Origin of the sequence: Providencia hangzhouensis, from assembly GCF_029193595.2 — a bacterium.
GTDB classification, from domain to species: Bacteria; Pseudomonadota; Gammaproteobacteria; order Enterobacterales; family Enterobacteriaceae; genus Providencia; species Providencia hangzhouensis.
Map to the genome: position 1 here is coordinate 198,692 of NZ_CP135052.1, position 24,341 is coordinate 223,032.

Sequence of the window (24,341 nt, forward strand, 5' to 3'; positions counted from 1 at the left end):
ATTATCTTCCTTTAAACTGGGGTTCACGTTTATTTAAAAAAGCACTAACTCCTTCGCGATAATCTTCACTTCTCCCGCCAAGGCGCTGTAAGTCGCGCTCAAGGTTGAGTTGCTCATCAAGAGTATTAGTTGCTGCGGCATAAATGGCCTTTTTGATAAGCCCTAAGCCATAAGTGGGTTGGGTAGCAAGGTGTTGCGCAAGCTGTTGAGTGGTATTAATGAGTTCTTCATTTTCAGTGACTTGCCAAATCATTCCCCACTGTAATGCTTTCTCCGCACTTATTTTATCGCCTAATAATGCCATCCCCATTGCCCGTGCATGGCCGACTAATTGAGGTAAAAACCAACTCCCCCCTGAGTCAGGAACCAAGCCAAGGCGGCAAAAAGATTGAATAAAACTGGCATTTTTTGCGGCAATGACAATATCACCAGCGAGTGCAATGGCGGCTCCTGCACCCGCTGCAACACCATTGACCGCACAAATAATTGGTTTTGGTAATGCGGTTAGGCGGCGGATCAAGGGGTTATAATAAGTTTCAACAGAGAAACCGAGATCAGGAACTTCACTACCCACGCTCACATTGCGATCATTCAGATCTTGACCGGCACAAAATCCACGGCCTGCGCCAGTGATCACTAAACAGCGTACGGTTTCATCGCGTTCTGCTATTTTGATAGCTTCACTGAGCTGGCGATGCATTTCATCGTTAAAACTATTCAGCCTATCGGGGCGGTTGAGAGTGACGGTGAGAACCCCATTTTCTAAAGTAGTGAGGATCATTGCTTCATTGGTCATGATTATTGTCCTGTAAACTGAGGTTTTCGTTTTTCGAAGAATGCCTCGATCCCTTCACGTCGATCATTCGTACCCGCTAAAGTCACAAAATATTGGCGCTCAAGCTGTAACCCCTCAGTAAGGTGGTTTTCTTGAGAATGCACCAGTGATGCTTTCGCGGCTTGTACCGCTAAAGGTGCATGCATCGCGATGCGCTCTGCCAGTTTTTGGGCGCGTTCTAACACCAATTCATCCACACAAATCTCACTGATTAACCCTGCTTGTAACGCGTGTTTTGCACTGATTGGCTCACCTGTTAGTACCATTTGCATGGCGAGGGATTTGCCCACCGCGCGGATTAAACGCTGTGTTCCTCCCGCACCTGGCATTAAACCCAGAGTAATTTCGGGTAAGCCGAAGCGAGCGGACTTACCGGCAATGATGATGTCGCTGGCGAGTAATAATTCAAAACCTGCCCCTAGTGCATAACCATTTGCAGCACTAATAATAGGTTTTGATATCATGGATAACCTGCGCCAAACTTGTGGGCGTTTATCGGTGATCGCATTCGCAACGGTTTGTTGCTGTAGTTCTTTAAGGTCGGCACCGGCTGCGAAAAAACGCGGATTTCCGGTGATTACGATCGCACCGACCTCATCATTTATTTGTGCTTGTTCGAGGTGCTGAACGAGCAACTCTAAGCAGGCGGTGTTCAGGGCATTACGTACTTCAGGTCGGTTTAACGTGAGTGTCAAAACGCGGTTATGTTGTTGTGACAAAATCCAGTGGTTTTCCATTACAGCTCCTACACGTCAAAGTCTAAAACAACACCATCGCCTTTTGGCCACGCTTGGCAGCTAAGAATGTACCCCGCAGCGATTTGGTCGGGCTCGAGGCTGTAATTGACCCCCATTTCCACTTCACCAGAGCGCAATTTACATTTGCAGGTTGCGCAAACGCCCCCTTTACAGGCGTAGGGCAAATCCGCACCTTGGCGCAGTGCGGCATCCAAAATACTGTCGTCTTGGCTATCCATGGCGATATCCATCGTTCTGCCATCAAGGTGAATACTGACTTGACGTGTTTCGCTAGTTATAGCTGTTGCGGGTTTGAATTTAGCGCCTGAAGTATTGAAACGCTCGGTGTGAACATATTCCTTTGGCATGCCATAGCCGACTAAAGTGTCATGCACCTCATCCATCATGCTGTCGGGCCCACAAATAAACGCTCGGTTAAATTGTTTAAAATTTAATAAGGTGTTATTTAAGGCGCTGAGCTGTTGTTGGCTAATCCTGCCGCTGAGTAGTTCGCTATCTTGCTGTTCTTGGCTGAATAGGTAGAGAACTTGGAAACGTGTTGCAAAACGGTTTTTTAGGTCTGCGATGCTTTCTTTAAACATCACTGAGCGGCTATTTCGATTACCATAAATCAACACAAAACTGCTTTTGGGTTCAGTTTGTAATGTGGCTTTAATAATGGAGAGCAATGGTGTGATCCCAGAGCCAGCAGCGACGGCAAGGTAGTGTGCGTGGTTATCTGCTTCTGGCTGATAGCCAAATTGCCCTTGCGGAACCATCACATCAAGGCTATCGCCAACTTGTAGCTCTTGGTTAACGAAATTAGAGAAACGCCCCTCGTAAATGGCTTTCACCCCAATTTTTAGCGTGTTTTCATCCGGTGAGCTGCAAATGGAATAACAGCGACGTAGGTTTTCACCATTAATAGAGGCTTTTAATGTGAGGTGTTGCCCCGGGCGGTAATGATATTGCTCGCGTAATGCATCGGGTACGTTAAAAGTAATGGCGACAGCATCAGGGGTGTCACGCTCAATGGCAGCAATACTTAAACGATGAAATACAGTCATATAGGTGCCCCTAAATACATTTAAAGTAATCAAACGGTTCTAAGCATTCAGTGCATCGATACAATGCCTTGCATGCAGTGGAACCAAATTCACTAATTTTTTCGGTCTGCTCGCTGTCACAACGTGGGCAACGAACCGCACCTTTGTGTTCTGGGTGCTCGCAGGACGTACCTTGTGGTGGTGCGATACCGAATTCACGCAAGCGTCTTTTTGCATCTTGGTTCATCCAATCTGTTGTCCACGCAGGGGTTAACAGAATTTCGATATCGATATTTGAAAAACCCGCATTACCTAGAACAGTTTTAATTTCATTGAGTAAAAATTCAGTTGCTGGGCAACCTGAATAGGTAGGTGTAAAAATAACTTTCCAACCCTGAGCCGCAGGTAGCACATTGCGGATCATGCCAAGATCAGTAATAGAGAGTGCGGGTAGTTCAGGATCGGGTATTTGGTGGAGCTGTTGCCAGATCTGGTGAACCTGGGGCGATTGAAGTTCGCAATGTTGCAGTCTCTGTTCCATAGCATCACCACTGGCAGTTCGGGTAAGCGCGTTGCACAAACTGCAATTGTGTTAATAACAAGCCCAAATGTTCAGTATGGCTGCCTTGCTTGCCGCCTAAGCGATACGCTTTTTTCTCCGGTACAGTGAGGGTCGCTTCAGTGAATGTTTCGCTAATGGTGTTTAACCATGCGGCTTGTAAAGAACGTGGGTCAACGGCGATGCCTAATTCGCTAAGTGCGATTTCAACGTCATCAGCATGGAAAAGTTCGCCAGTAAAACGCCATAACTCATTGACTGAACGTTGGATTCGTTGATGACTTTCTTCACTGCCATCCCCTAAACGGATCATCCAACCACGGCTAAAACGCAAGTGATAAACGGCTTCTTTGAGGGATTTCTCAGCAATGGCAGACAGTTGTTCATCACGGCTATGAATTAGCGCTTCATATAATGGAACATGATAAGCATCCATAAAAAATTGGCGCACTAAAGTGTCATCAAAGCCATTGTTGGGTTGTTCAACCAATAATAAATTGCTGAATTCTCGTTCATCACGCAAAAAAGCAAGGGTGTCTTCATCGCACTCAGTTCCTTTTAATTGCGCGGCATAGTTCAAAAAGTTACGCGCTTGCCCTAGCAAATCTAAGCCGATATTGGATAACGCAAGGTCAATTTCGAGCTCAGGAGCATGGCCGCACCATTCGCACAGGCGCTGCGCTAAAATTAAGGGGGTATCGCCAAGTCGTAATGTGTAATGGTGGAGCTGTTCTTGTTGGTTCATGGCAAGCTCCTTACATGTTTTTGATACCATCAGGGATGGTATAGAAGGTTGGGTGACGATAGACTTTGGTATCCGCAGGGTCGAAGAAGGTGCTTTTATCTTCGGGCTGTGAGGCAATTAAATGTGCGGCCTTCACCACCCAAATTGAGCAGCCTTCGCTACGCCTTGTATATGCATCGCGGGCATTCTCCAGTGCCATTTGGTTATCAGCCGCATGTAAACTGCCGACATGACGATGCGCAAGCCCTTGCTTACTACGGACAAAAACTTCATATAAAGGCCAATCTTGATTGCTCATGGTGTTTTCCTTTTTGTAAAATGGTCAGTGATTAAGCCGCCGTTTTAACGGATTTTTGTTTGCGGCTATGTGCCATTGCACCTTCACGTACCCATGCGCCGTCTTCCCACCCTTTGCGCTTAGCGCTAAGGCGCTCGTGATTACAAATGCCATTGCCTTTAATAACTTGATAAAACTCTTCCCAGTCGATTTCACCAAAGCGGTAATGACCAAGTTCTTCATCCCAAACCAGATCAGGGTCAGGGATCGTCATACCTAACGCTTCCACTTGCGGAACGGTGTTATCAACAAACTTTTGCCGTAGCTCATCATTACTGAAGCGTTTGATTTTCCAAGCCATGCTTTGAGCGCTGTGCGGGGAGTCCGAATCGTTGGGGCCGAACATCGTGAGAACGGGCCACCAAAAGCGGTTTATCGCATCTTGCAGCATCGCTTTTTGCTCATCGGTGCCTTCTGCAAGTGCCATAACAGCTTCATAACCTTGGCGTTGGTGAAAACTTTCTTCTTTACAGATTTTCACCATTGCTCGTGCATAAGGGCCATAAGAGGCACGGCACAATGCAACTTGGTTCACAATTGCCGCTCCATCGACAAGCCATCCAATCACTCCTACGTCTGCCCAACTTAATGTCGGGTAGTTAAAAATGGAGGAATATTTCATTTTTTCATCAAGTAGCTTTTGGTAGATATCTTGACGAGAGCAACCAAGGGTTTCGGCAGCGCTATACAGGTATAAACCATGGCCTGCTTCATCTTGAATTTTGGCCAGTAAAATCGCTTTACGGCGGAGTGTCGGTGCTCGTGTCAGCCAATTCGCTTCTGGTAGCATGCCAACGACTTCTGAATGGGCATGCTGACCAATTTGGCGGATAAGGTTTTGCCGATACGCATCGGGCATCCAGTCCTTGGGCTCGATGGAAATATCTGCTTCGATTTTGGCTTCGAAGTTAGCCTGGTTATGCTCGCTCATTGATCTTTCCATTAAGTGATTCGTTAATGTTATTTTTTATTAAAATAGTGAATCATGTTTATTTAACATCAATGCTAGGAATTGTTAACATAAAGATCAATATTCATTAACCTTGTTTTGCGATGCACTTCACAATCAATAAGTAAAATTAAATTAAAAACAATGAGTTATATTTGTTGTTTTTTGTGTGGTTTTAATAAAAATAGGCATTTTATATAAAATTGTTCTTAATTTGTTAAATTTAAATTAGCTTCTATGATTATTTTTATGATACATATTTGTCATCTGATTTGAATTGATGTTTTTTATTTCTGGAGAGGAATATGCAGCATTTAACAAGTTACATTATGGGAAAATGGGTACAAGGTGAGGGCGAAGGGCGAAAAATTCACCATGCGCTAACGAATGAAACCTTATATACGGTGACGACTGAAGGGTTGCCGTTAGCAGAAAGTTTGCAATATGGCCGCCAAGTGGGGGGCGAAATATTGTCAGCGATGACATTCCAGCAACGCGGGCAAATGCTTAAGGCCCTAGCAAAATACCTACTGGAACATAAAGCGCAGTTATATGCGATTTCGGCACAAACTGGCGCAACCAAAGCGGATAGCTGGGTGGATATTGAAGGGGGAATTGCCACATTGTTTTCTTATTCGGGGCTCGCTAACCGTGAGCTACCAGATGACACGATTTGGCCTGAAGATGAAATGATCCCGTTATCAAAACAAGGGCAATTTATTGGCCATCATATTTTAACATCTCGCCGTGGCGTTGCCCTGCACATTAATGCATTTAACTTCCCGTGCTGGGGTATGTTAGAAAAACTGGCTCCAACATGGCTTGCTGGCATGCCTGCTATTATCAAACCAGCAACCGCCTCAGCACAGTTAACACAGGCGATGGTGAAGTTAATGGTGGATAGCGGCCTGGTACCTGATGGCGCAATTCAACTGGTTTGCGGTGGTGTTGGCGATATGTTTGAACACCTCGATTTTGAAGATGTGGTGACTTTTACAGGGTCGGCTAGTACAGGGCAAAAACTAAAATCGCATCCACGTATCATTGCCAAATCAGTGCCTTTTACAATGGAAGCGGATTCACTGAATTGTGCAATTTTAGGTGATGACGTCCAGCCAGAACAGCCTGAATTTGCTTTATTTATTAAAGAAGTCGTTCGTGAAATGACAGCGAAAGCGGGACAGAAGTGTACCGCGATTCGTCGCATTATTGTGCCGAAAAACCAGCTCGAAAATGTAAAGCAGGCATTATTGAAACGTTTATCTGCCACAACAGTGGGCGATCCTGCGGTGGAAGGGGTTAGAATGGGCGCATTGATTAACTTAGAACAGCGCCAAGACGTACAAGAGAAAGTGAATTATTTACGTGACCATGGCTGTGAAGTCCTATGTGGTGGGCAATTCGAAAAGCTGGATGTTATTGGAGCAGATAGCCAGTACGGGGCTTTCTATCCACCAACGTTGTTATATTGTGCAGAGCCGTTTAATTCGACTGCGGTACATGAAATTGAAGCTTTTGGCCCTGTCGCCACATTAATGAGCTATGACAATATCGAACAGGCGGTGCAGTTGGCGATTTTAGGTGGGGGTAGTCTTGCGGGGACGTTAGTCACTGCTGATGCACAAGTCGCGCAAACGGTCATTCGTGCGAGTGCGCGGGTACATGGGCGGATGCTAATTTTAAACGAAGCATCCGCCGCGGAGTCTACAGGCCACGGTTCTCCGCTTCCGTTACTGGTACACGGCGGCCCAGGTCGTGCAGGTGGTGGTGAGGAGCTCGGTGGGTTGAGAGCAGTCAAACACTATATGCAGCGAACTGCCATCCAAGGTAGTCCTTCGATGCTAACAGCCATTACCAAGCAATGGATCCGCGGGGCAGATACTATCGCTGATGTGGTTCATCCATTCCGTAAACATTTTGAAGACTTAGCGATTGGCGACACATTACTGACTGCAAGGCGTACCGTTACAGAGGCCGATATTGCTAATTTTGCTTGTCTCAGCGGTGATAATTTTTATGTTCACGTCGATAAAATTGGCGCAGCACAGTCGTTATTTGGTGAACGAATTGCGCACGGCTATTTTGTCGTTTCAGCAGCCGCAGGGTTATTTGTTGATGCAGGTGTTGGGCCCGTAATCGCCAATTATGGCATGGAAAGTTTGCGTTTTATTGAACCGGTGAAAATCGGAGATACCATACAAGTTCGCCTAACGTGCAAGAAAAAGATCAAAAAAACGCAAAAACTTGCTGAAGATAAACCCAATGGTGTTGTTGAATGGGATGTGCAAGTGTTTAATCAGGATGATACCGTTGTGGCGTTGTACAGTATTTTAACGCTGGTGGAGCGTCGTGTAGGTGATTTTCATTAGTCATTATACGATATGAATTAATTATTGAGCTAATAGGTGCATTTTCAATCATTTTCTGTTGTGATGAGTTACTAGCAACTGAATGTAGGGAAACAAAGATGAAAACGCACCACCAAGCGGTTTATCAACAATTTGACCAGCAAGCAAACTCGTATTTAACCAGCCAAGTTCATGCACAAGGTGAGGACTTACTTGTTTTGCAACAATTGCTACAAGGCTGTCAGGGTGAGGACGTGCTTGACCTTGGCTGTGGAGCAGGGCATGCCAGCTTCCATGCAGCGCCGCTGGTAAAGTCAGTGACGGCTTATGATTTATCGGACTCAATGCTCAATGTTGTGGCTAAAAATGCACAAGAACGTGAATTAAACAATATCACTACCTGCAAAGGGACTGCGGAGTCTCTACCGTTTGATGGCAATGGTTTTGACCGAGTGATTAGCCGTTATTCAGCACACCATTGGCACGATGTGGAACAAGCGCTACGTGAGGTGCGTCGAGTGCTCAAACCAGGTGGAAAAGGCATCTTTATTGATGTGGTATCACCGGGGCATCCATTATTGGATATTTACTTACAAACTGTCGAAGTGCTTCGGGATACTTCACACATTCGTGATTATTCCGCTGGAGAATGGTCTGGTATGTTTAATAATGCAGGGCTATTTGTTCAACGAGTACAAAGTTTCCGTTTAGCGCTGGAATTTACCAGTTGGGTCGAACGGATGCGTACACCAAAGGCACTCGTTGAGGCTATCCGCCACTACCAAGGAACATTAAGTGATGAGGTAAAAAGCCACTTTGCAGTACAAGCAGATGGCTCATTTACCTCAGATGTGATGTTGTTTGAATTTCAGTGCCAATAGCTATTTATTGCGCTAAAAATTATTGCGCTAAAAACTGCGCTTGGTTTAATTGGCTAAGCGCGTTATTTACCGCAAAAATTTCACCGCGAACATCAGGAACACCAAAGGATTTTAATCGTGCGCTGTGTTTGGTGAGGTAAGCTTGTGCATCAGCTTCTGAAGCAAACAAATACACACCACCTGCCATTTGTGTTTGTTGGTTTTCAGTCCAAATCTTCCAAATAAAGCCCGGCTCTTGGTTAATTGATTCCGCCAAATCATTCATTGCGGATGCCATTTCATCACCCCATGGCCCCTGATACGGAAAATCAACTTGTAAAATAACGCTCATATCTGCTCCTTATGATTGAAGCGCTATAGTAACCCTTAAAGTAAATAATAACTTTGCTATTCATCGTATTTCAAACGACTTATTGCTTCAAACTATTACGTTTACCTGCCTCAAATGCAGCTAGAGTCGCTAACCGAGCTTGTTTATGGTCAACAATCGGCTCTGGGTAATTAAGCGCAGTGTTGCTGATCACAGCCCATTCATGGGGTGTATGAATATATTTGTCGGGCACTTGCTGCAATTCGGGCAACCAATGGCGAATAAAAGCCCCTTGCGCATCAAACTTTTTCCCTTGAGTGGTTGGGTTAAAGATACGAAACCAAGGGGAGGCATCAACGCCAGTAGAGGCTGACCACTGCCAACCGCCGTTATTCGCGGCTAAGCTGCCATCAAGCAGTTGGCTCATAAAGTATTTTTCACCTTTGCGCCAATCAATCAGTAAGTCTTTGACTAAAAAACTAGCCACAATCATTCGTAGGCGGTTATGCATCCAACCTGTTGTATTTAGCTGGCGCATAGCGGCATCCACTATTGGGTAACCCGTTTGCCCCGTTTTCCATGCTGCAAAATCGGTTGAAGAATCATTCCAGTGAATATGTTGTGTCCACTGAATAAATGGCTGATGGCGACATAGGCGTGGAAATGCCACTAAAAGATGCGAATAAAATTCACGCCAGACTAACTCATTTAACCACGTGAACGCCCCACTATCAGGGTGATCTAACACTTGGGGGTTCTCTGCTTGTAATCGGTTGAAGCATTGGCGAGGGGATAGCACCCCCACCGCGAGATAAGGTGATAATTGGCTGGTACCATCAATAGAGGGAATATCTCTATCGTTTTGATAATCGCCGACTTTCAGGGAACAAAACTGCCTGAGTCGCGTTAAAGCCGATTTTTCACCGGCAGGAAATTGCTGGAAGTCTTCAATGGGCTGATGCGGAAATAACGGTGAAGCCCTATCAATGTTGATAGGGGCAGCTCGTTTTTCTGGGGCTCGTAGTGAACGGCAATCTGTCACGGTAAGTTGGGTGAGGAAGGCTCGGCGAAAGGGAGTATAAACTTGATACATCTCCCCTTTTTGAGTCGTCACGGAGCCGGGTGGTAGTAATAAATAATCATCGAAAGCATGGATATGCAACCCATGAGGTTGATTGATTAACCACTCGTCTCGTTGTTTTTCGTTCCACTCATATTGCCGATTAAAAAACAAGGCATCAGCCTGTTGCGCCTTTGCGTAATCGAGTACCCATTGTGCCGCATCGGTGAAATGGTTAACGGTTTGGCAAACCAGTGGAATACCAAGCTCTGCGAGTGAATTCTGCAGTTCAACAAGATTCTGGTGAATGAATGAAATTTGCCGTTCAGCCATATCATGTTGTTGCCACTGCTTAGGGGTTGCCGTAAAAAGGGCGATTACCTTTGCATTTGGGTCTGCGCAGGCGGAGGAAAGTGCTTTGTTATCAGTGACCCGTAGATCATTACGAAACCAGATAAGATGACAAACTTGTTTGGCTGCCATCGCCTCCCTCCTTGGTTGAAGTTTTTGTTGAAATTAAAACAAAGAGCCGTTTTACCGGCTCTTCAGACTGCTGACAAACATATTATGTTTGGCGGCAAGTCGAATAGGTTTTGAAAATAAACTAGGAAAATCAATTTATTGATTTTCGGCTGATAACACAAAGTGGGAAAAACCACGCTTTTATCCCGCTTTGTCAACAACCTTAAGAGCCGTTTTACCGGCTCCTTCATGTTTAATCTAATTTAGGGTGCTGATTGATTAAGGATTGGCGTTTTTTCTCAAGCTCAGCAATTTGTTGGTCAATATCTTCAACTTTCTGCTCAATATTGTCAAAGTGCTCGCTAAGAATTTCTTTTGCCTCGGCTTTATCTGATGCAGCAGGTGTTGCCCCGCGTAATGGTTTATTCGCCGTTTCTGGCATTCTAATACCCGTATATAAACCAATTAAAGCAATCACGATTAAGTAATAAGCTGGCATATATAAGTCAGTGGTTGATTCGACCAACCATGCCGCAACAGTCGGTGTCGCACCGGCAATTAATACTGAAATGTTAAAGGCAATAGCTAACGCACTGTAACGAATATGTGTCGGGAAAATCGCGGGTAAAATGGAAGCCATAACCCCTGTAAAACAGTTCAACAGCACCGCTAAAATTAATAAACCTAGGAAAATTAAGCCAACAGAACCACTGTTGATTAACATAAATGCAGGGTATGCCAATAAAATCAGACCGACACTACCGGTAATAACAAATGGGCGGCGACCAATTTTATCACTGGTTAAACCGATAATCGGTTGAACAAATAACATACCAATCATAATTGCAATAATAATTAGCACACCATGGTCAGTAGAATAATTCAGGTTGTGTGATAAGTAACTTGGCATGTAGGTCAGCAACATATAGTAAGTCACATTGGTTGCGATAACCAAGCCAACACAAATCATCAAGCTTTTCCAATACTTAGTCGCCACTTCACGTACTGAGATTTTTGGTGGGTTTTGAATATTGGCTTTATCTTGCTTTTCTAACGATTCGACATGTTGTTGGAAAGCAGGGGTTTCTTCTAGTGAATGACGTAGATATAACCCGATGATCCCTAACGGTAATGCTAAGAAGAACGGAATTCTCCAGCCCCAATCATGGAAGTTAGCTTCCCCAACGATACTGGAAATGAGTACTACGACACCCGCACCTAAGACAAAACCGGCGATAGAGCCAAAGTCTAACCAACTTCCCATAAAACCACGTTTACGGTCTGGTGAGTATTCAGCAACAAAGATTGCTGCACCAGAATATTCACCACCTACCGAGAAACCTTGAGCTAACTTAGCAATTAATAACAGAATGGGTGCCCAGATACCAATGCTTTCATATGATGGAATCAAACCAATACAGAAGGTACTGACTGCCATGATGATAATTGTCATCGAAAGGACTTTTTGACGGCCGTATTTGTCACCTAAAATACCAAAAACGACACCACCTAATGGCCTAACTAAGAAAGGCACGGAGAAAGTGGCTAATGCGGCAATCATCTGTACGCTCGGTGATGCGTCCGGAAAGAAAACCTGACCTAGAACATAGGCTAAGAAACCGTATACCCCAAAATCAAACCATTCCATCGCATTACCCAGCGAAGCCGCGGTAATTGCTTTTTTGAGTTTACCGTCATCAATAATAGTAATATCACTAATATTTAACGGTTTTTCTTTTTTCTTCTTGAATCTCATGAAACCATCCTCTTATTTTAATTTCAATAATCGAAACAACAGCACTTAAGATATGGGTTTTCATACATCGGAAAATATAAAACCTTATTATTTAGAATAGACGTTGTTTACGCAATAGATAAGTTTTTAGTGTTTTTATGTCGCGCTGAAATAACAGGCTAAAATAGGTATGTAATGGGTAGAATAATGAGAGTGTCTGTCTTTAAAATACAGCAAAAAAGTCACCTTGAGTTAAAAAATACAGTACTAATACTACATTAATATCGAACAAATGTAAAATGTAGGTGCTTTATACTGATTCATGCGCCTTATTGGGATTTTATATTGGTAATATAACGATTGAATTTAATACTTGAAAAAATAGAACTTTGGGGATCAATTAGGTGAATATAAATTGTTTTAAATCAATTTAGTATATGTTTTTTGGTGAGTTTTAGTCTGTCATAAATATATAAGGTTATTGATTTAATATGGTGGAAACAATGGTGTGACTGTGATGAATAATATATGCAGATAACTCCATCTTTTTATGATGTTCTTGTTTTGCTTAAGTTGTTAATAACTCGTCTATTTATTTATCTTGTTGCTATCCTCTTCTTTTGATAATAACGGTGGATTGTGCTGTTCTGTTTTATATTTAATTTGATGAGTAGGAATGAGGAATTTACTTAGTTACAATCAATCTATTATCGATATTGGGTTTGATATACGCGAGTATGACAAGATTCTACTTTGAATGTTGTTATGTTTCTAAAAGTACCTTTCATATTTTGAGCTGCAAGATATCAAGGGTATCACATCCGACTTAAAAGAGTGCCATTATGAAAAAACAGAGTGTTGCATCCTATATTGCAAAAGTACTTGATAATGCAGGTGTTAAACGTATTTGGGGCGTTACAGGAGACTCGTTGAATGGCTTAACCGACAGCTTGCGTCGTCAAGGCGCTATTGAGTGGCTAGGAACTCGCCATGAGGAAGTCGCTGCCTTTGCTGCGGGTTCAGAAGCTCAGCTAACTGGTAATTTAGCCGTATGTGCAGGCTCTTGTGGGCCGGGAAATATGCACCTTATTAATGGGCTGTATGATTGCCATCGTAATCGAGTGCCCGTGTTGGCAATCGCCGCTCATATTCCATCTAGCGAAATTGGTAGTAATTATTTCCAAGAAACCCATCCAACTGAATTATTCCGCGAGTGCAGCCATTATTGTGAAATGGTCTCTAATCCAGAGCAAATTCCACAAGTTCTTGGTATCGCTATGCGTAAAGCGATTCTAAATAAAGGGGTATCCGTGGTCGTGATTCCGGGTGATATTGCGCTAAAAGATGCGCCAGAGTCCGCGAAAGAAACATGGTATCAACCACAAGCGCCACTGATTATGCCTCAGCGAAGTGAAATCGAAAAACTCGCTGAATTGCTGAATCAGTCTAAGAATATCACGTTATTCTGTGGTAATGGCTGCGCAGGTGCCCATGATGAAGTGGTTAAACTAGCAGAAACACTAAAAGCACCGGTAGTACACGCGTTACGTGGTAAAGAACATATTGAATGGGATAACCCATACAGCGTTGGGATGACAGGCTTAATAGGTTTTTCATCAGGTTACCACGCAATGATGAATGCAGACACGGTTGTTTTGTTAGGGACACAATTTCCATACCGTCCTTTCTACCCAAGCGAAGCTAAAATCATTCAGGTTGATATTAATGCAGGTAGCTTGGGCTCCCACTGCCATATTGATATGGGGCTGATTGGTGATATCAAAGCAACATTAGATGCATTACAGCCACATTTAGAGGCTAAACAAGATACAAAACACCTTGATGGCGCTTTAAAACATTATGCAGAGGCTCGAAAAGGGTTAGATGACCTCGCTAAACCGGGTCATGAGGGGTTAATACATCCTCAGTATCTTGCAACAAAAATTAGTGAATTAGCTGCTGATGACGCGATTTTCACCTGTGACGTTGGAACCCCGACAGTATGGGCTGCGCGCTACTTGAAAATGAACGGTAAGCGCCGTTTAATTGGCTCTTTTAACCACGGGTCAATGGCGAATGCGATGCCACAAGCTATTGGTGCGCAGGCCGTTGATAAAAAACGTCAAGTGGTTGCAATGTGTGGCGACGGCGGTTTCAGTATGCTAATGGGGGACTTTATCTCTCTTTCTCAAATGCAATTACCGGTAAAAATCATCATTCATAACAATGGGGTGCTCGGTTTTGTTGCCATGGAAATGAAAGTGGCTGGTTTCTTAACAGCGGGAACGGATTTACATAACCCTAACTTTGCAGCGATTGCGAATGCTGCGGGTATCAAAGGGATCCGTGTTGAAAAAAGTGAAGATCTAGACGGTGCATTAAAAGAAGCTTTTGCCCATGATGGGCCAGTGGTAGTTGATGTCCTAACCGCCAAACAAGAGCTGTCTATGCCACCAGAAATTGCGGCACAAGAAGCGAAAGGCTTTAGCTTGTATATGTTAAAAGCGATTATGAGTGGTCGCGGTGATGAAGTCGTTCAATTAGTGAAAACGAACTGGTTACGTTAAATCATTATTGTGAATAGTAGGAAAGCCCATTTCAGGTTATTGAAGTGGGCTTTTTAAAACTATTCAATAACCTGCGGCTGACTGGCTACGCCACAAATGGGCGGCAACCAGTGCACGCCATGGGGAAAATTGTTCCAACCATTTTTCCGTTTCTTTGGCGGAGGGCTGTTCTAATTTCGCAAGTAATGTTTGCAAATTACGTCTTACCGCCACATCTCCATGTAAAGAGCCATCTAAATAGTTGAATCCTCTAAGTAAAGCATAGCTCACAGTCCAAGGTCCAATACCTTTGATTTGTAATAATTGTTCAGTTATTTGATTCGCATTGGAATGAGTCACGTGCTGTGATAAATCAATTTGTTGATTTTCGATGGCGTCACAAAGAGCTCTGAGGGCGATAATTTTTCCCTTTGAAAAACCCGTTTGGCGCAGTATTTCGTCATCAACTAACCTGACTTGTGGAACATCGGGAAAACACCAAATACCTGAAGCATGCTGAATCCCCACGGCTTGGATAAATCGCCGACGAATGGCGATAGCTGCATGGACACTAATTTGTTGCCCAATAATAGCCCAAACTAACGCTTCAAATGCACTAGCAGATTGATAAATCCGTAATCCTCTTTGTTTTTCAATGAGCTGTCCAAGTATTGGGGTTTCAAGGTAGCGTTTTTCGAACTCATCAATATTTTGTTTCAAACCAAGTACATGCTGTGCCAGCGTTAGTAAATCTTGCTCATTGATAATGATAGATGGAGAATCAATCGCTAATGAAATCGTTGCTTGTTGTTTTTTAAGTTCCAATGTCATTTTTGTTGCATGTTGTTGCCATATTATGCCTTTATGTAATGTATTTTCTTCTACTATTTCCGCGACATTGTGTTGATCTCTTAAATGAAAGGCAAAAAAATCACCATGAAGGTAATTGGTAGGGAGTGGTAACTGTGCGGTAAATATTTGCATAATGATGGCCTTGTCAGATTGTTCTTTATTAGCAATATAATTGTGAATTAGCGCATTTAGTTACTCATTTTTTGTTGAGTAGGTATGCTATCTTATACAGGGCTATTTATTTTGTATTGATATTATTTGTCTGTTTAATAAGGAAGTGTAAATGAAAACTGAAGGTCACAGTTCATCTCATGGCACTTCGGTACCATCACCACAACCAAGGCAGGAATTAAAAGGCATTGGTGGATGGCTTATTTTACCCATGTTAGGGATAATATTGTCCTTGATTATTTTGCCTTTTTCGATTTATGAGCAAAATGCTCAAGTGATTGAATATTGGATTGAATTAACAGACCCACAATCAAGTTTATTTATTCCATTATTTAAAGAGCTAATCTACTTTGAAGTTTTAGGTAACGTTATTTTATACGCCACCTTACTTTTCCTAAGTTATGTCTTTTTTACAAAGAAAAAACTCACAATTAAAATTTATATTTTTTTCCAGATCTTTTCTTTAGTTTTGACGGTTACGGATATTATACTCGCAAGTATTTTATTGGATTTAGAGGTTGAAGCCTCCGATATCAAAGATATTTTTCGGGCTCTAATTGCTTGTGCCATTTGGATACCGTATTTTTTAGTTTCAAGGCGTGTTAAAAATACTTTTGTAAATTAATAAATAAAATGCTGCGGTTTACTTATTGGGTAGGTAAATGATGATTAAATGCAAACGAGTTTATGACCCTGTTGACGATAATGATGGTTATCGCGTGCTTATCGATAGACTGTGGCCAAGAGGAATAAAAAAAACAGACTTACACCACGACTCTTGGAATAAAGACGTTGCACCTTCCAATGAGTTACGAAAATGGTTTCATCAGAACACAGATCAGTTTGCTCAATTTATCGAGCGATATCAGCAGGAACTTAATAACACAACAGCTTGGCAGGTATTGGTTTCACAAGCAAAACAAGGTGACTTAACACTGTTATACAGTGCTAAAAATACAGAACATAATCAAGCAATTGTACTCAAGGCATTTCTTGAAGAAAAAATGCAAAGTAAATAGTAAATAAAGGTTATTTGAATGGATATTCAGCAATCAACCACGCAAACAGAGCCAGCAATAATATCACCAGAGGCTCAGCCGGTAGTTAAAAAGCCGTTACAGGGACTCAGTGGATGGTTAATTTTACCGGTTATTGGTCTGTTTTATATGTTGTACAAAACGGTCACGATGCTATTGCAAGAAATCTCGCAAGTACAAACTGCATGGTCATTGGCAACTGAAGCGGATTCTGATTTTTATATTTCAGGCTTTGCGACAGGTTTTTACCTCTTGCAACTAGGTTATGGTGTTTTAATTGCTCTATTTCTTTGGACGTTTATCGCTGCGGTTAAATGGAAAAAACAGGCGAAGTGGCTGTTTATCACCACCATGGTACTGTTTACTTTAATGGTATTAGTTGCTCGTTTTGTGTTCCCATATATATTTGGTTTGGAAATTAACTACTCAAATATTATTACCGCTATAAATGGCAGCTTCTATTGTGTGTTATGGATCCCCTACTTTTTAGTTTCTCATCGCGTCAAAAATACGTTTATCCATTAAAGCAGATGGCCACACCTAATTAGGCAGTGGCCTAGTAGACAGTTATTTATCAGAAAGATTTAGCGTATGGGTTATATTGCAGTTTGCAATAAAGGCGTCATCGTGAGAAACCAGTAAGAGTGTTCCTTTGTAGTCCTGCAATAGCGCTTCAAGTAGTTGTTTTGAATCCAAGTCTAAATGGTTATCCGGTTCATCGAGTAATAAAATAGCGGGTGGGTTCGGGCTATGCGTGAGCGCCAGTAGTGTTGCTTTTAACTGCTCACCACCACTGAGCTGCTGTAGTGGCAGTAATGATTTATCTCCTCGTATTCGCAGCATACCTAATTGCGTGCGCCACTGCTCTACAGTAAACAACGGTTGGTATTGATGAAGTGCTTCAGCGACAGGTAATGTCTTATCGAGTAAGTTGAGGTGTTGGTCTAAATAGCAAAATTCACCGCTTAGGCGGCATTCTCCTGAAGATGATGGCAATAGGCCAGCAAGCACTTTAAGTAGTGTTGACTTACCACAGCCATTACGCCCTTGAATATGCCAATGTTCTCCACTGTATATGGTGAATGAAAGTGGTGATGAATAACCGTAGGGCAAACACAAGTTAGAAGCAAAAATTGTGACTTTATTACCTTCATTTTGATAGTTAATCGTCATTTTTTGTGGCTTGATATAGCGAGCTTTTTCTTGGTTTTCCTGTTGTTGGCTTTGCAGATTATCCATAACCCGTTGGTGCCGTTCTGCGACATTTGATTGCCTTTTCTCTGCACGGTTCTTTTGCATATCAAGTAGCAGTAAGGATTGCGACCCACCATAGCGAATTTTTTCCCCCTGTTTCTTGCGTTGAGCGGCTTTTTGTAATGTGGCCTGTTGCTGCTTTTTCTCTTGGTGAATACGTTTTTCTAAGCGCTCACTTTGTGCATCAATTGCGGCAATTTCCAAGTTTTTTTGGGTATCGTATAACGCATAATTTCCCCCATATTCGTGTAAGCCTTTTTCCGTTAATTCAAAAATAGCATCCATTTCGCCTAACAGAGTTCTGTTGTGAGAGATAACTAGGCAGCCAGCCCGATGCTCAGTAAGCTTTTGGCTGAGCCATTGCCGACTTTGCGTATCTAAATGGTTATCCGGCTCATCAAGTAGCAAAAAGTGATCTTGATGAAGAAATGCACGGCAAAGGGCTAGACGGGTACGTTCACCCCCACTTAAATGGGAGATAGGAGCTTCCATTGAGATAGCTAGCCCAGCAGAGTCCAATAAACTTTGCCATTGGGAAGGTAAATGCCATTTATCTTCCGTTAGTTCAAAATCTGCCAAAGAACCATTTCCTGCCTCGATGCGTGAAAATGCATGATAAAGTTCCTTGATGCCTAAGGCATCGACGAGTGTTTCGCCCATTAGTCGAGTTAACTGCTCAACATAGATAAAGGGGAGGTTCCAATGTACATTCCCTTGTGTAGGGCGCAATTGGTTAGCAAGAATACGCATTAAAACCGATTTTCCTCTGCCATTATGGCCAATTAGAGCATTTTTTTTGCATGACAACGTCCCGCTTATCGGTGGAAAAAGGGCGGTTTGGTTAAATTCAATATTGAGCTGTGAAAAGTGACAAGCTATCGTCATATGCACCTCCAAAATAATGAGGACAGACAACGTCGTTGACTTATCAAGAAGCGTCGATGAAAGCGGTTGCCTGCCAGGAACAGAAAAATGAATACCAAAAGGGTATTAGAAAATATTTTCTGGCAGTGCTTAGTTCATCGTGAGGCGTACCTGCGAAGTTGGGTGAGAAGTAAGGTCGCGTACATTATAAACAGATGGAATTGATTTGTGCAAATTATCGTGATTGGGGTTTTTCTGAAAGTCGTACAAACTAAAAATAGAAAAAACGGTTTAAAAATAGAAAAAGCCAGTCCACAATTGCAACTGGCCTTTTCCATTAACAACGAGATTTTATAACAACGAGATTTTTACGATTATGCAGAGGTATGCTCTGACAACCCATTTTTTGCTAACCAATGAGCAATGTGCTGTTTTTCTTCTTCATTCAGCCACATACCCAATTTAGTACGACGCCAAATAGCATCATCCAACTCTGTTACCCACTCATGCTTGACTAAGTAACGTAATTCCGCTTCATAGACATTCGCAGAGAAGGCTTCACCGAGGTCGCTGAGTGAATTCGCGCCTTCAAGGATTAACTTACTGTTGCTACCGTAGGTTCTGGCAAAACGTAGCGCTAAGCCTTCAGGAAGCCATTGATAATGTTGACGTAATACACGTGCATAACCATCACGGTCACAACCTTCGATATCACCACCTGGTAACTGACCATTTTTAGTCCATGGGCTACCTGCATTTGGATAGTAAGTCGCTAACTTATTAACAGCAGCTTCCGCTAATTTACGGTAAGTGGTTAATTTACCGCCAAATACAGATAACAATGGCGCTTGGCCTTGTTCATCGTGAATATCCAATGTGTAATCACGAGTAATGGCTTGTGGTGAGTCTGATTCATCGTCGCACAGTGGGCGAACACCTGAATAGTCCCAAACAATATCACTCACGGTTAACTGTTTTTTGAAGTGGTCGTTATACACTTTCAGTAAATAGTTAACTTCGTTTTCATCAATTTTGACGTCTTTCGGGTCGCCTTTGTATTCTACGTCAGTGGTGCCGATGATAGAAAATTCATCCATCCACGGGATAACAAATACAATACGGTTATCTTCATTTTGTAAGATGTACGCTTGTGGTTCATCATGAGCACGCGGAACAACAATATGGCTCCCTTTGATTAGGCGAATACCATAAGGTGATTTTAATTTCAGCCCATCATCAAAGAACTCTTTTACCCAAGGCCCTGTGGCGTTAACCAGCCCTTTTGCTTTCCATGTATGGGTTTCGCCTGTACGTAAGTCCTGAGCCTCAACAACCCATAAGCCGTTTTCACGGTAAGCGCGAGTCACTTTTGTGCGAGTACGAACCTCACCACTCTTACGTACCACTTCTTGAGCGTTTAACACAACTAAACGCGCATCATCAACCCAACAATCGGAATATTCAAAACCTTTTGTTAGTTCAGGTTTTAGTACAGAGTTTTGGTTGAATTTCAGCCCCTTACTACTTGGTAAGCTGACACGTTTGCCTAAATGGTCATATAAGAATAGGCCAATACGGATCATCCAAGCTGGACGTAAATGAGGCTGATGAGGTAAGCGGAAGCGCATTGGGAAGGCAATATGCGGTGCTAATCGTAATAGCACTTCACGTTCTGCCAAAGCTTCGCTGACTAATCTAAATTCATAATGCTCTAAATAACGTAAGCCACCATGAATGAGTTTAGAACTCGCAGATGAAGTCGCACTTGCCAAGTCTTGAGCTTCGAGCAGTAATACCGATAATCCACGACCTGCAGCATCTGCTGCAATTCCAGCGCCGTTGATCCCGCCGCCGATGACAATCAAGTCTTTAGTTTCCATGCATCCCCCTGAGATGTTCGAAACGCTTTCAATAATGTTCGTTTTCGCTCATTTGATTGTAGTCAAAATAGATAGTGATGCCAACTATTATTAATGAAAAAAATAACAACTGCGTGATATTGGTAACAATTTTTTTTCAATACCCACATATAAAGTATTGTTATTTACAAGAGGGAAAAGAGGGTTTCGCGCGAAAAAGAAAAAAACACCTGTAAGGTGGGGGACTATGGTGGGGAAGGGGACTAATGAACATGATGGTAGCTGGGACTACCATCATGAAGGTAACTATTTGATTAACAAAGCTCTAATTGAACATTATGTTGCTCAATCACTTTGAGAATGCTGTCTGGTGGCTGTTTATCAGTAAATAAATAGTCAATTAGGTTCATATTACCCAAATTAACCATCGCGTTACGACCAAATTTAGAATGGTCGGTGACAAGCATGACACAACGTGAATTTTCAATAATCGCGCGTTTGGTACGAACTTCGTGGTAATCGAACTCAAGTAATGAGCCATCCATATCAATACCACTGATGCCCAAAATGCCGTAATCTAACCTAAATTGGGAAATAAAATCGAGGGTCGCTTCACCGACAATACCGCCATCTCGTGATCGTACTTCACCTCCCGCTAAAATTAGGCGGAAGTCTTCTTTTGGCATCAGCAAGGTGGCGACGTTAAGATTATTGGTCACCACACGTAGGTTTTTATGGTTAACCAGCGCATGAGCAACCGCTTCAGGGGTTGTACCAATATCAATAAATAGTGTCGCACCATCAGGGATCTGGCTTGCAACATGCTGCGCGATACGCGCTTTTTCATCTGACCACATGATTTTACGGTCATTATAAGCTGCATTCACAGAACTTGAAGGCAGTGCTGCGCCACCGTGGTGCCGCTGAATTTTATTCTGTTCAGCGAGGTCATTGAGGTCTCGACGGATCGTTTGAGGGCTAACCTCAAAGTGTTCGACGAGTTCTTCAGTACTGACATATCCCTGAAGACGCACAAGCTCAACTATTGCATCATGTCTCTGGGTTTGTTTCACAGCGTTAGCCTCTAATTATTAAAATGTTTTATCTGGAGCTCTGGTGTTTAAAACTGTGCCTATTATCCCATACTCCCATCAATAAGCCGATAATTAACCCTGAAGTATGTGCGGCATTGGCAATATGCATACCTAAAACATCGAAGTAACCGAAAAAAAGCCAGATAATCGAGAATATCATTAACCCTCGAGGAACACTGATGCCACTTTCGGGACGACGTTCACCCGTTAACCACACATAGCTGACAAGGGCATAGACGACACCAGATAAGCCGCCAAAGTTGTTTTCACTAAACAGCGACTGCCCCCAGTTACTAAACAGCGCTGAGACCAGTAAGATAGTGAATAATTTACCCGTTCCGAGCTTTCGTTCTACTTGCCCAGCCAAAAACCACCAGAGCGCAAGGTTGAAACCAATATGTGATAGCGAAAAGTGCACCAATGCAGGACTAAACCAACGCCAAAGTTCCGTTTGTTGGTCGCCAATAGGCCATGCCAAATAACGTAGAACTTCTCGTGCATCAGTCATTTCTACCCAAAGATATACAACAATCGACAACAAAATAACAGCGATAGTTAAAGGGCCAGATTGTTCTTTAAGGTAACCCCAAGTTAGGTAATTGCGATATTGAAACTGGGTATCTGCGCTTCCCGTGTGCCAACTGGCTTCTAGGTAGCGAGGGTGATTTGGGTCTTGTAGAAAAATATCTAATTCTTTTTGGACTTGAGGTTGAAGTTGCTCATCTTCTAGCCAAAGCTCAAAGACAGCTTGTTCCTGTGATGGCTTTATTTTTAAGTGAATATTTTTGCTAGCCATATAGTCAACAAAGGCTTGCGTCATTCTGGGATTAGCAAAGGAGGTGATGTGGATCATGAATGCGTTTTCTCATCTAGAGAGCCGTAACGGCTTGTGGATATTCCCTTAACCATGCTTCAAATCCACCATTGATGCTATATACAGATTCAAAGCCAATGTTGATCAGATATTGTGCAGCACCTTGGCTACTGTGCCCATGGTAGCACATCACCATAACAGGTTGTTCGTAATCCGTTTGTTCTAAAAATTGGCTCAGTGACTCATTGGTGAGGTGATAGGCTCCACTAGCATGGCCTGCACGGAAACTTTGTGGGTCTCGTACATCTACCAGTATGGCCGTGCCGTCTAACCAATGTTGATAGGCTTGTTCTGGTGTTAGTGTTTCAAAATGGTCCATAAAATACCGAATACAGTAGGTAACAACCCATTAAAGGTTAAATAATAGGCACTCGTAAAAACAGAGTGCCAAATATTCGTGGTATTGATTAGTAGAAAGAGTGCTCGCCACGTTGGTGTTCAGTCAGGTCTTTAACGCCTTTTAGCTCACCTTCAAACATTTTGAGAAGTTCTTTTTCGATACCTTCTTTAAGCGTGACATCGACCATTGAACAACCGTTACAGCCGCCACCAAATTGCAGAATTGCAAAGCCTTCATCGGTGATTTCCATCAGGGAAACACGGCCACCGTGGCTGGCAAGTTGTGGGTTAATTTGTGACTGTAAAACATACTCAACACGCTCAATTAATGGTGCGTCATCAGAGACTTTACGCATTTTGGCGTTCGGCGCTTTTAACGTCAGTTGTGAGCCTAGTTGGTCGGTAACGAAGTCAATCTCGGCATCATCCAAGAATGGAGCGCTAATTTCATCAACATAAGCAGATAATTTCTCGAACTTTAGTTCTTTATCTGTTGCTTCAACGGCACCCGGAGGGCAGTATGACACACCGCATTCTGCGGTTGGTGTGCCTGGGTTGATAACAAAAACACGGATTTGAGTTCCTGGCTCTTGATTTTCCAACAACTTGGCAAAATGAGCCTGTGCTGCTTCAGTAATATTAATCATAATCATTTGCTCAATAATAGTTGACTGCTTTAGTTGGTTATAATACGCCCATTTACCCCTTTCCTACAAGGTGCGACACAGTGACCATGCATCAACAGTACGTGCTCCCGCACAAATCAACAATTGTGCTGCGGCATTCATCGTGGAACCTGTTGTAATAACATCATCAATAACAGCAACATGTAGGTTTGAAACCGAGTCGTTTAAGGTAAATGCTCCCTTTAGGTTGTTTTGGCGATACTCACGTTTTAGTGTTGTCTGTGCCAGTGTAGCACGACTACGCGATAATGAATTTTGCGAATAGGGGATATTTAACCATCTGGATAAATTTTCGCCTATTAATGCCATGTGGTCAAATCCTCTCCACAACAGACGGCGGCGATGCAATGGAATTGTGACAATTAAGTCCGGTTTGTGCCATTTTTGTTGGCGGTAACCCGTGAGCCAAAATAACGCAAAGATACGAGCTAGAGTAAAAGCAAGCTGAGGTTGTTTTTGAAATTTAAACCGATGGATTAACATGCGTAAAGCGGCTTGGTATGGGGTTACAGTGATAATTCTCTGCCATGCAGGAGGGTTTTTTAGGCAGCGTCCACACTCCATGGTAGGCTGTTCACAGGGTAAAGCACAGCGCAAACAGCAGGTTGGCATTTTAGGTAATCCTTCAAGACAAAAACTACAAACACCTTGATGAGGTAATTTTAGTGATTGATGGCATAGCCAGCAGCCCCCCTCCATTGTTAGCATAGTAGAGTCCTGTTAAACGAGTTGACGAATAAATGAATGAAGAGAGTGTAACG

The 24,341-nt window shown here is 42.8% G+C and carries 24 protein-coding genes; 6 read left to right on the forward strand and 18 right to left on the reverse strand.

The window, feature by feature from the left end; all coding sequences use genetic code 11:
• Position 1: 1 nt before the first annotated feature.
• The 7 genes from paaG to paaA are packed head-to-tail and all read right to left on the reverse strand — an operon-like array spanning position 2 to position 5,190.
• Positions 2-796, reverse strand: coding sequence for a 2-(1,2-epoxy-1,2-dihydrophenyl)acetyl-CoA isomerase PaaG (gene paaG / locus PZ638_RS00870; protein WP_094960842.1), 795 nt, complete (start codon positions 794-796; stop codon positions 2-4).
• Between the two features lie 2 nt (positions 797-798).
• Complete coding sequence (gene paaF / locus PZ638_RS00875) at positions 799-1,572, reverse strand: 2,3-dehydroadipyl-CoA hydratase PaaF (protein WP_164454835.1); 774 nt, start codon at positions 1,570-1,572, stop codon at positions 799-801.
• Positions 1,573-1,580: 8 nt separating this feature from the next.
• Complete coding sequence (paaE, locus tag PZ638_RS00880; protein WP_140171963.1) at positions 1,581-2,639, reverse strand: 1,2-phenylacetyl-CoA epoxidase subunit PaaE; 1,059 nt, start codon at positions 2,637-2,639, stop codon at positions 1,581-1,583.
• A 10-nt stretch (positions 2,640-2,649) separates the two neighbouring features.
• Positions 2,650-3,159, reverse strand: a complete 510-nt coding sequence (gene paaD, locus PZ638_RS00885) for a 1,2-phenylacetyl-CoA epoxidase subunit PaaD (protein ID WP_094960839.1) — start codon at positions 3,157-3,159, stop codon at positions 2,650-2,652.
• Positions 3,160-3,163: 4 nt separating this feature from the next.
• The gene (gene paaC / locus PZ638_RS00890) at positions 3,164-3,922 is read right to left on the reverse strand and encodes a 1,2-phenylacetyl-CoA epoxidase subunit PaaC (RefSeq protein ID WP_164454837.1); all 759 of its coding nucleotides are present in this window, start codon (positions 3,920-3,922) and stop codon (positions 3,164-3,166) included.
• Positions 3,923-3,932: 10 nt separating this feature from the next.
• Positions 3,933-4,220 (reverse strand): 1,2-phenylacetyl-CoA epoxidase subunit PaaB, encoded by a 288-nt coding sequence (paaB, locus tag PZ638_RS00895; RefSeq protein ID WP_164454839.1) that lies wholly within the window; start codon positions 4,218-4,220, stop codon positions 3,933-3,935.
• A 31-nt stretch (positions 4,221-4,251) separates the two neighbouring features.
• Positions 4,252-5,190, reverse strand: coding sequence for a 1,2-phenylacetyl-CoA epoxidase subunit PaaA (gene paaA / locus PZ638_RS00900; RefSeq protein ID WP_094960837.1), 939 nt, complete (start codon positions 5,188-5,190; stop codon positions 4,252-4,254).
• Positions 5,191-5,513: 323 nt separating this feature from the next.
• On the opposite strand from paaA, the gene paaZ reads away from it, so the two are divergent.
• Positions 5,514-7,577, forward strand: coding sequence for a phenylacetic acid degradation bifunctional protein PaaZ (gene paaZ / locus PZ638_RS00905; RefSeq protein ID WP_164454841.1), 2,064 nt, complete (start codon positions 5,514-5,516; stop codon positions 7,575-7,577).
• Between the two features lie 98 nt (positions 7,578-7,675).
• On the forward strand, positions 7,676-8,437 hold the full coding sequence (locus tag PZ638_RS00910; RefSeq protein ID WP_094960836.1) for a class I SAM-dependent methyltransferase: 762 nt from the start codon (positions 7,676-7,678) through the stop codon (positions 8,435-8,437).
• A 19-nt stretch (positions 8,438-8,456) separates the two neighbouring features.
• Here PZ638_RS00910 and PZ638_RS00915 read toward each other — a convergent pair whose 3' ends face one another.
• The 3 genes from PZ638_RS00915 to proP all read right to left on the reverse strand — a co-directional run bounded on the left by PZ638_RS00915 (position 8,457) and on the right by proP (position 12,025).
• Complete coding sequence (locus tag PZ638_RS00915) at positions 8,457-8,768, reverse strand: monooxygenase (RefSeq protein WP_094960835.1); 312 nt, start codon at positions 8,766-8,768, stop codon at positions 8,457-8,459.
• Between the two features lie 79 nt (positions 8,769-8,847).
• Complete coding sequence (phrB, locus tag PZ638_RS00920) at positions 8,848-10,290, reverse strand: deoxyribodipyrimidine photo-lyase (RefSeq protein ID WP_206277293.1); 1,443 nt, start codon at positions 10,288-10,290, stop codon at positions 8,848-8,850.
• Positions 10,291-10,522: 232 nt separating this feature from the next.
• A complete protein-coding gene (gene proP, locus PZ638_RS00925; protein ID WP_004262894.1) occupies positions 10,523-12,025 on the reverse strand; it encodes a glycine betaine/L-proline transporter ProP in 1,503 nt (500 codons plus the stop codon).
• 821 nt (positions 12,026-12,846) lie between these two features.
• Between proP and poxB the strand changes: the two genes are divergently transcribed.
• Positions 12,847-14,571: a ubiquinone-dependent pyruvate dehydrogenase gene (gene poxB / locus PZ638_RS00930; protein WP_004262892.1), complete on the forward strand. Its 1,725-nt coding sequence runs from the start codon at positions 12,847-12,849 to the stop codon at positions 14,569-14,571.
• Between the two features lie 63 nt (positions 14,572-14,634).
• Here poxB and PZ638_RS00935 read toward each other — a convergent pair whose 3' ends face one another.
• Positions 14,635-15,534: a DNA-3-methyladenine glycosylase family protein gene (locus PZ638_RS00935; protein WP_206277292.1), complete on the reverse strand. Its 900-nt coding sequence runs from the start codon at positions 15,532-15,534 to the stop codon at positions 14,635-14,637.
• A gap of 151 nt (positions 15,535-15,685) precedes the next feature.
• On the opposite strand from PZ638_RS00935, the gene PZ638_RS00940 reads away from it, so the two are divergent.
• From PZ638_RS00940 to PZ638_RS00950, 3 genes are read left to right on the forward strand one after another with little or no spacing between them, the layout of a single operon-like run.
• On the forward strand, positions 15,686-16,198 hold the full coding sequence (locus PZ638_RS00940; RefSeq protein ID WP_275612173.1) for a DUF2569 domain-containing protein: 513 nt from the start codon (positions 15,686-15,688) through the stop codon (positions 16,196-16,198).
• A 40-nt stretch (positions 16,199-16,238) separates the two neighbouring features.
• The gene (locus tag PZ638_RS00945; RefSeq protein ID WP_036958629.1) at positions 16,239-16,592 is read left to right on the forward strand and encodes a DUF488 domain-containing protein; all 354 of its coding nucleotides are present in this window, start codon (positions 16,239-16,241) and stop codon (positions 16,590-16,592) included.
• 18 nt (positions 16,593-16,610) lie between these two features.
• A complete protein-coding gene (locus tag PZ638_RS00950) occupies positions 16,611-17,135 on the forward strand; it encodes a DUF2569 family protein (protein WP_004262888.1) in 525 nt (174 codons plus the stop codon).
• Positions 17,136-17,177: 42 nt separating this feature from the next.
• Here PZ638_RS00950 and PZ638_RS00955 read toward each other — a convergent pair whose 3' ends face one another.
• The 7 genes from PZ638_RS00955 to PZ638_RS00985 form a co-directional block, all read right to left on the reverse strand.
• A complete protein-coding gene (locus PZ638_RS00955; protein ID WP_206277291.1) occupies positions 17,178-18,749 on the reverse strand; it encodes an ATP-binding cassette domain-containing protein in 1,572 nt (523 codons plus the stop codon).
• A gap of 353 nt (positions 18,750-19,102) precedes the next feature.
• Complete coding sequence (glpD, locus tag PZ638_RS00960) at positions 19,103-20,608, reverse strand: glycerol-3-phosphate dehydrogenase (RefSeq protein ID WP_004262885.1); 1,506 nt, start codon at positions 20,606-20,608, stop codon at positions 19,103-19,105.
• Between the two features lie 293 nt (positions 20,609-20,901).
• A complete protein-coding gene (locus PZ638_RS00965; protein WP_004262881.1) occupies positions 20,902-21,660 on the reverse strand; it encodes a DeoR/GlpR family transcriptional regulator in 759 nt (252 codons plus the stop codon).
• A 28-nt stretch (positions 21,661-21,688) separates the two neighbouring features.
• Positions 21,689-22,534: a rhomboid family intramembrane serine protease GlpG gene (gene glpG, locus PZ638_RS00970; RefSeq protein WP_094960830.1), complete on the reverse strand. Its 846-nt coding sequence runs from the start codon at positions 22,532-22,534 to the stop codon at positions 21,689-21,691.
• A gap of 16 nt (positions 22,535-22,550) precedes the next feature.
• Entirely contained in the window at positions 22,551-22,874 is a 324-nt protein-coding gene (glpE, locus tag PZ638_RS00975; RefSeq protein WP_004262879.1) for a thiosulfate sulfurtransferase GlpE, read from the reverse strand.
• A gap of 88 nt (positions 22,875-22,962) precedes the next feature.
• Entirely contained in the window at positions 22,963-23,541 is a 579-nt protein-coding gene (gene nfuA, locus PZ638_RS00980) for a Fe-S biogenesis protein NfuA (protein ID WP_004266130.1), read from the reverse strand.
• Between the two features lie 63 nt (positions 23,542-23,604).
• The gene (locus tag PZ638_RS00985; protein ID WP_094960829.1) at positions 23,605-24,288 is read right to left on the reverse strand and encodes a DNA utilization protein GntX; all 684 of its coding nucleotides are present in this window, start codon (positions 24,286-24,288) and stop codon (positions 23,605-23,607) included.
• Positions 24,289-24,341: the final 53 nt, after the last annotated feature.

Bases quoted from the DNA above. Each gene is read 5' to 3' on its own strand.
- paaE (WP_140171963.1), bottom strand. From the start codon at position 2,639: ATGACTGTATTTCATCGTTTAAGTATTGCTGCCATTGAGCGTGACACC.
- glpD (WP_004262885.1), bottom strand. From the start codon at position 20,608: ATGGAAACTAAAGACTTGATTGTCATCGGCGGCGGGATCAACGGCGCT.
- paaC (WP_164454837.1), bottom strand. From the start codon at position 3,922: ATGAACCAACAAGAACAGCTCCACCATTACACATTACGACTTGGCGAT.
- paaB (WP_164454839.1), bottom strand. From the start codon at position 4,220: ATGAGCAATCAAGATTGGCCTTTATATGAAGTTTTTGTCCGTAGTAAG.
- PZ638_RS00955 (WP_206277291.1), bottom strand. From the start codon at position 18,749: ATGACGATAGCTTGTCACTTTTCACAGCTCAATATTGAATTTAACCAA.
- PZ638_RS00915 (WP_094960835.1), bottom strand. From the start codon at position 8,768: ATGAGCGTTATTTTACAAGTTGATTTTCCGTATCAGGGGCCATGGGGT.
- phrB (WP_206277293.1), bottom strand. From the start codon at position 10,290: ATGGCAGCCAAACAAGTTTGTCATCTTATCTGGTTTCGTAATGATCTA.
- paaG (WP_094960842.1), bottom strand. From the start codon at position 796: ATGACCAATGAAGCAATGATCCTCACTACTTTAGAAAATGGGGTTCTC.
- paaF (WP_164454835.1), bottom strand. From the start codon at position 1,572: ATGGAAAACCACTGGATTTTGTCACAACAACATAACCGCGTTTTGACA.
- paaZ (WP_164454841.1), top strand. From the start codon at position 5,514: ATGCAGCATTTAACAAGTTACATTATGGGAAAATGGGTACAAGGTGAG.
- PZ638_RS00950 (WP_004262888.1), top strand. From the start codon at position 16,611: ATGGATATTCAGCAATCAACCACGCAAACAGAGCCAGCAATAATATCA.
- poxB (WP_004262892.1), top strand. From the start codon at position 12,847: ATGAAAAAACAGAGTGTTGCATCCTATATTGCAAAAGTACTTGATAAT.
- PZ638_RS00985 (WP_094960829.1), bottom strand. From the start codon at position 24,288: ATGCTAACAATGGAGGGGGGCTGCTGGCTATGCCATCAATCACTAAAA.
- paaD (WP_094960839.1), bottom strand. From the start codon at position 3,159: ATGGAACAGAGACTGCAACATTGCGAACTTCAATCGCCCCAGGTTCAC.
- proP (WP_004262894.1), bottom strand. From the start codon at position 12,025: ATGAGATTCAAGAAGAAAAAAGAAAAACCGTTAAATATTAGTGATATT.
- paaA (WP_094960837.1), bottom strand. From the start codon at position 5,190: ATGAGCGAGCATAACCAGGCTAACTTCGAAGCCAAAATCGAAGCAGAT.
- PZ638_RS00910 (WP_094960836.1), top strand. From the start codon at position 7,676: ATGAAAACGCACCACCAAGCGGTTTATCAACAATTTGACCAGCAAGCA.
- nfuA (WP_004266130.1), bottom strand. From the start codon at position 23,541: ATGATTAATATTACTGAAGCAGCACAGGCTCATTTTGCCAAGTTGTTG.
- glpG (WP_094960830.1), bottom strand. From the start codon at position 22,534: ATGATCCACATCACCTCCTTTGCTAATCCCAGAATGACGCAAGCCTTT.
- PZ638_RS00940 (WP_275612173.1), top strand. From the start codon at position 15,686: ATGAAAACTGAAGGTCACAGTTCATCTCATGGCACTTCGGTACCATCA.
- PZ638_RS00945 (WP_036958629.1), top strand. From the start codon at position 16,239: ATGATTAAATGCAAACGAGTTTATGACCCTGTTGACGATAATGATGGT.
- PZ638_RS00935 (WP_206277292.1), bottom strand. From the start codon at position 15,534: ATGCAAATATTTACCGCACAGTTACCACTCCCTACCAATTACCTTCAT.
- glpE (WP_004262879.1), bottom strand. From the start codon at position 22,874: ATGGACCATTTTGAAACACTAACACCAGAACAAGCCTATCAACATTGG.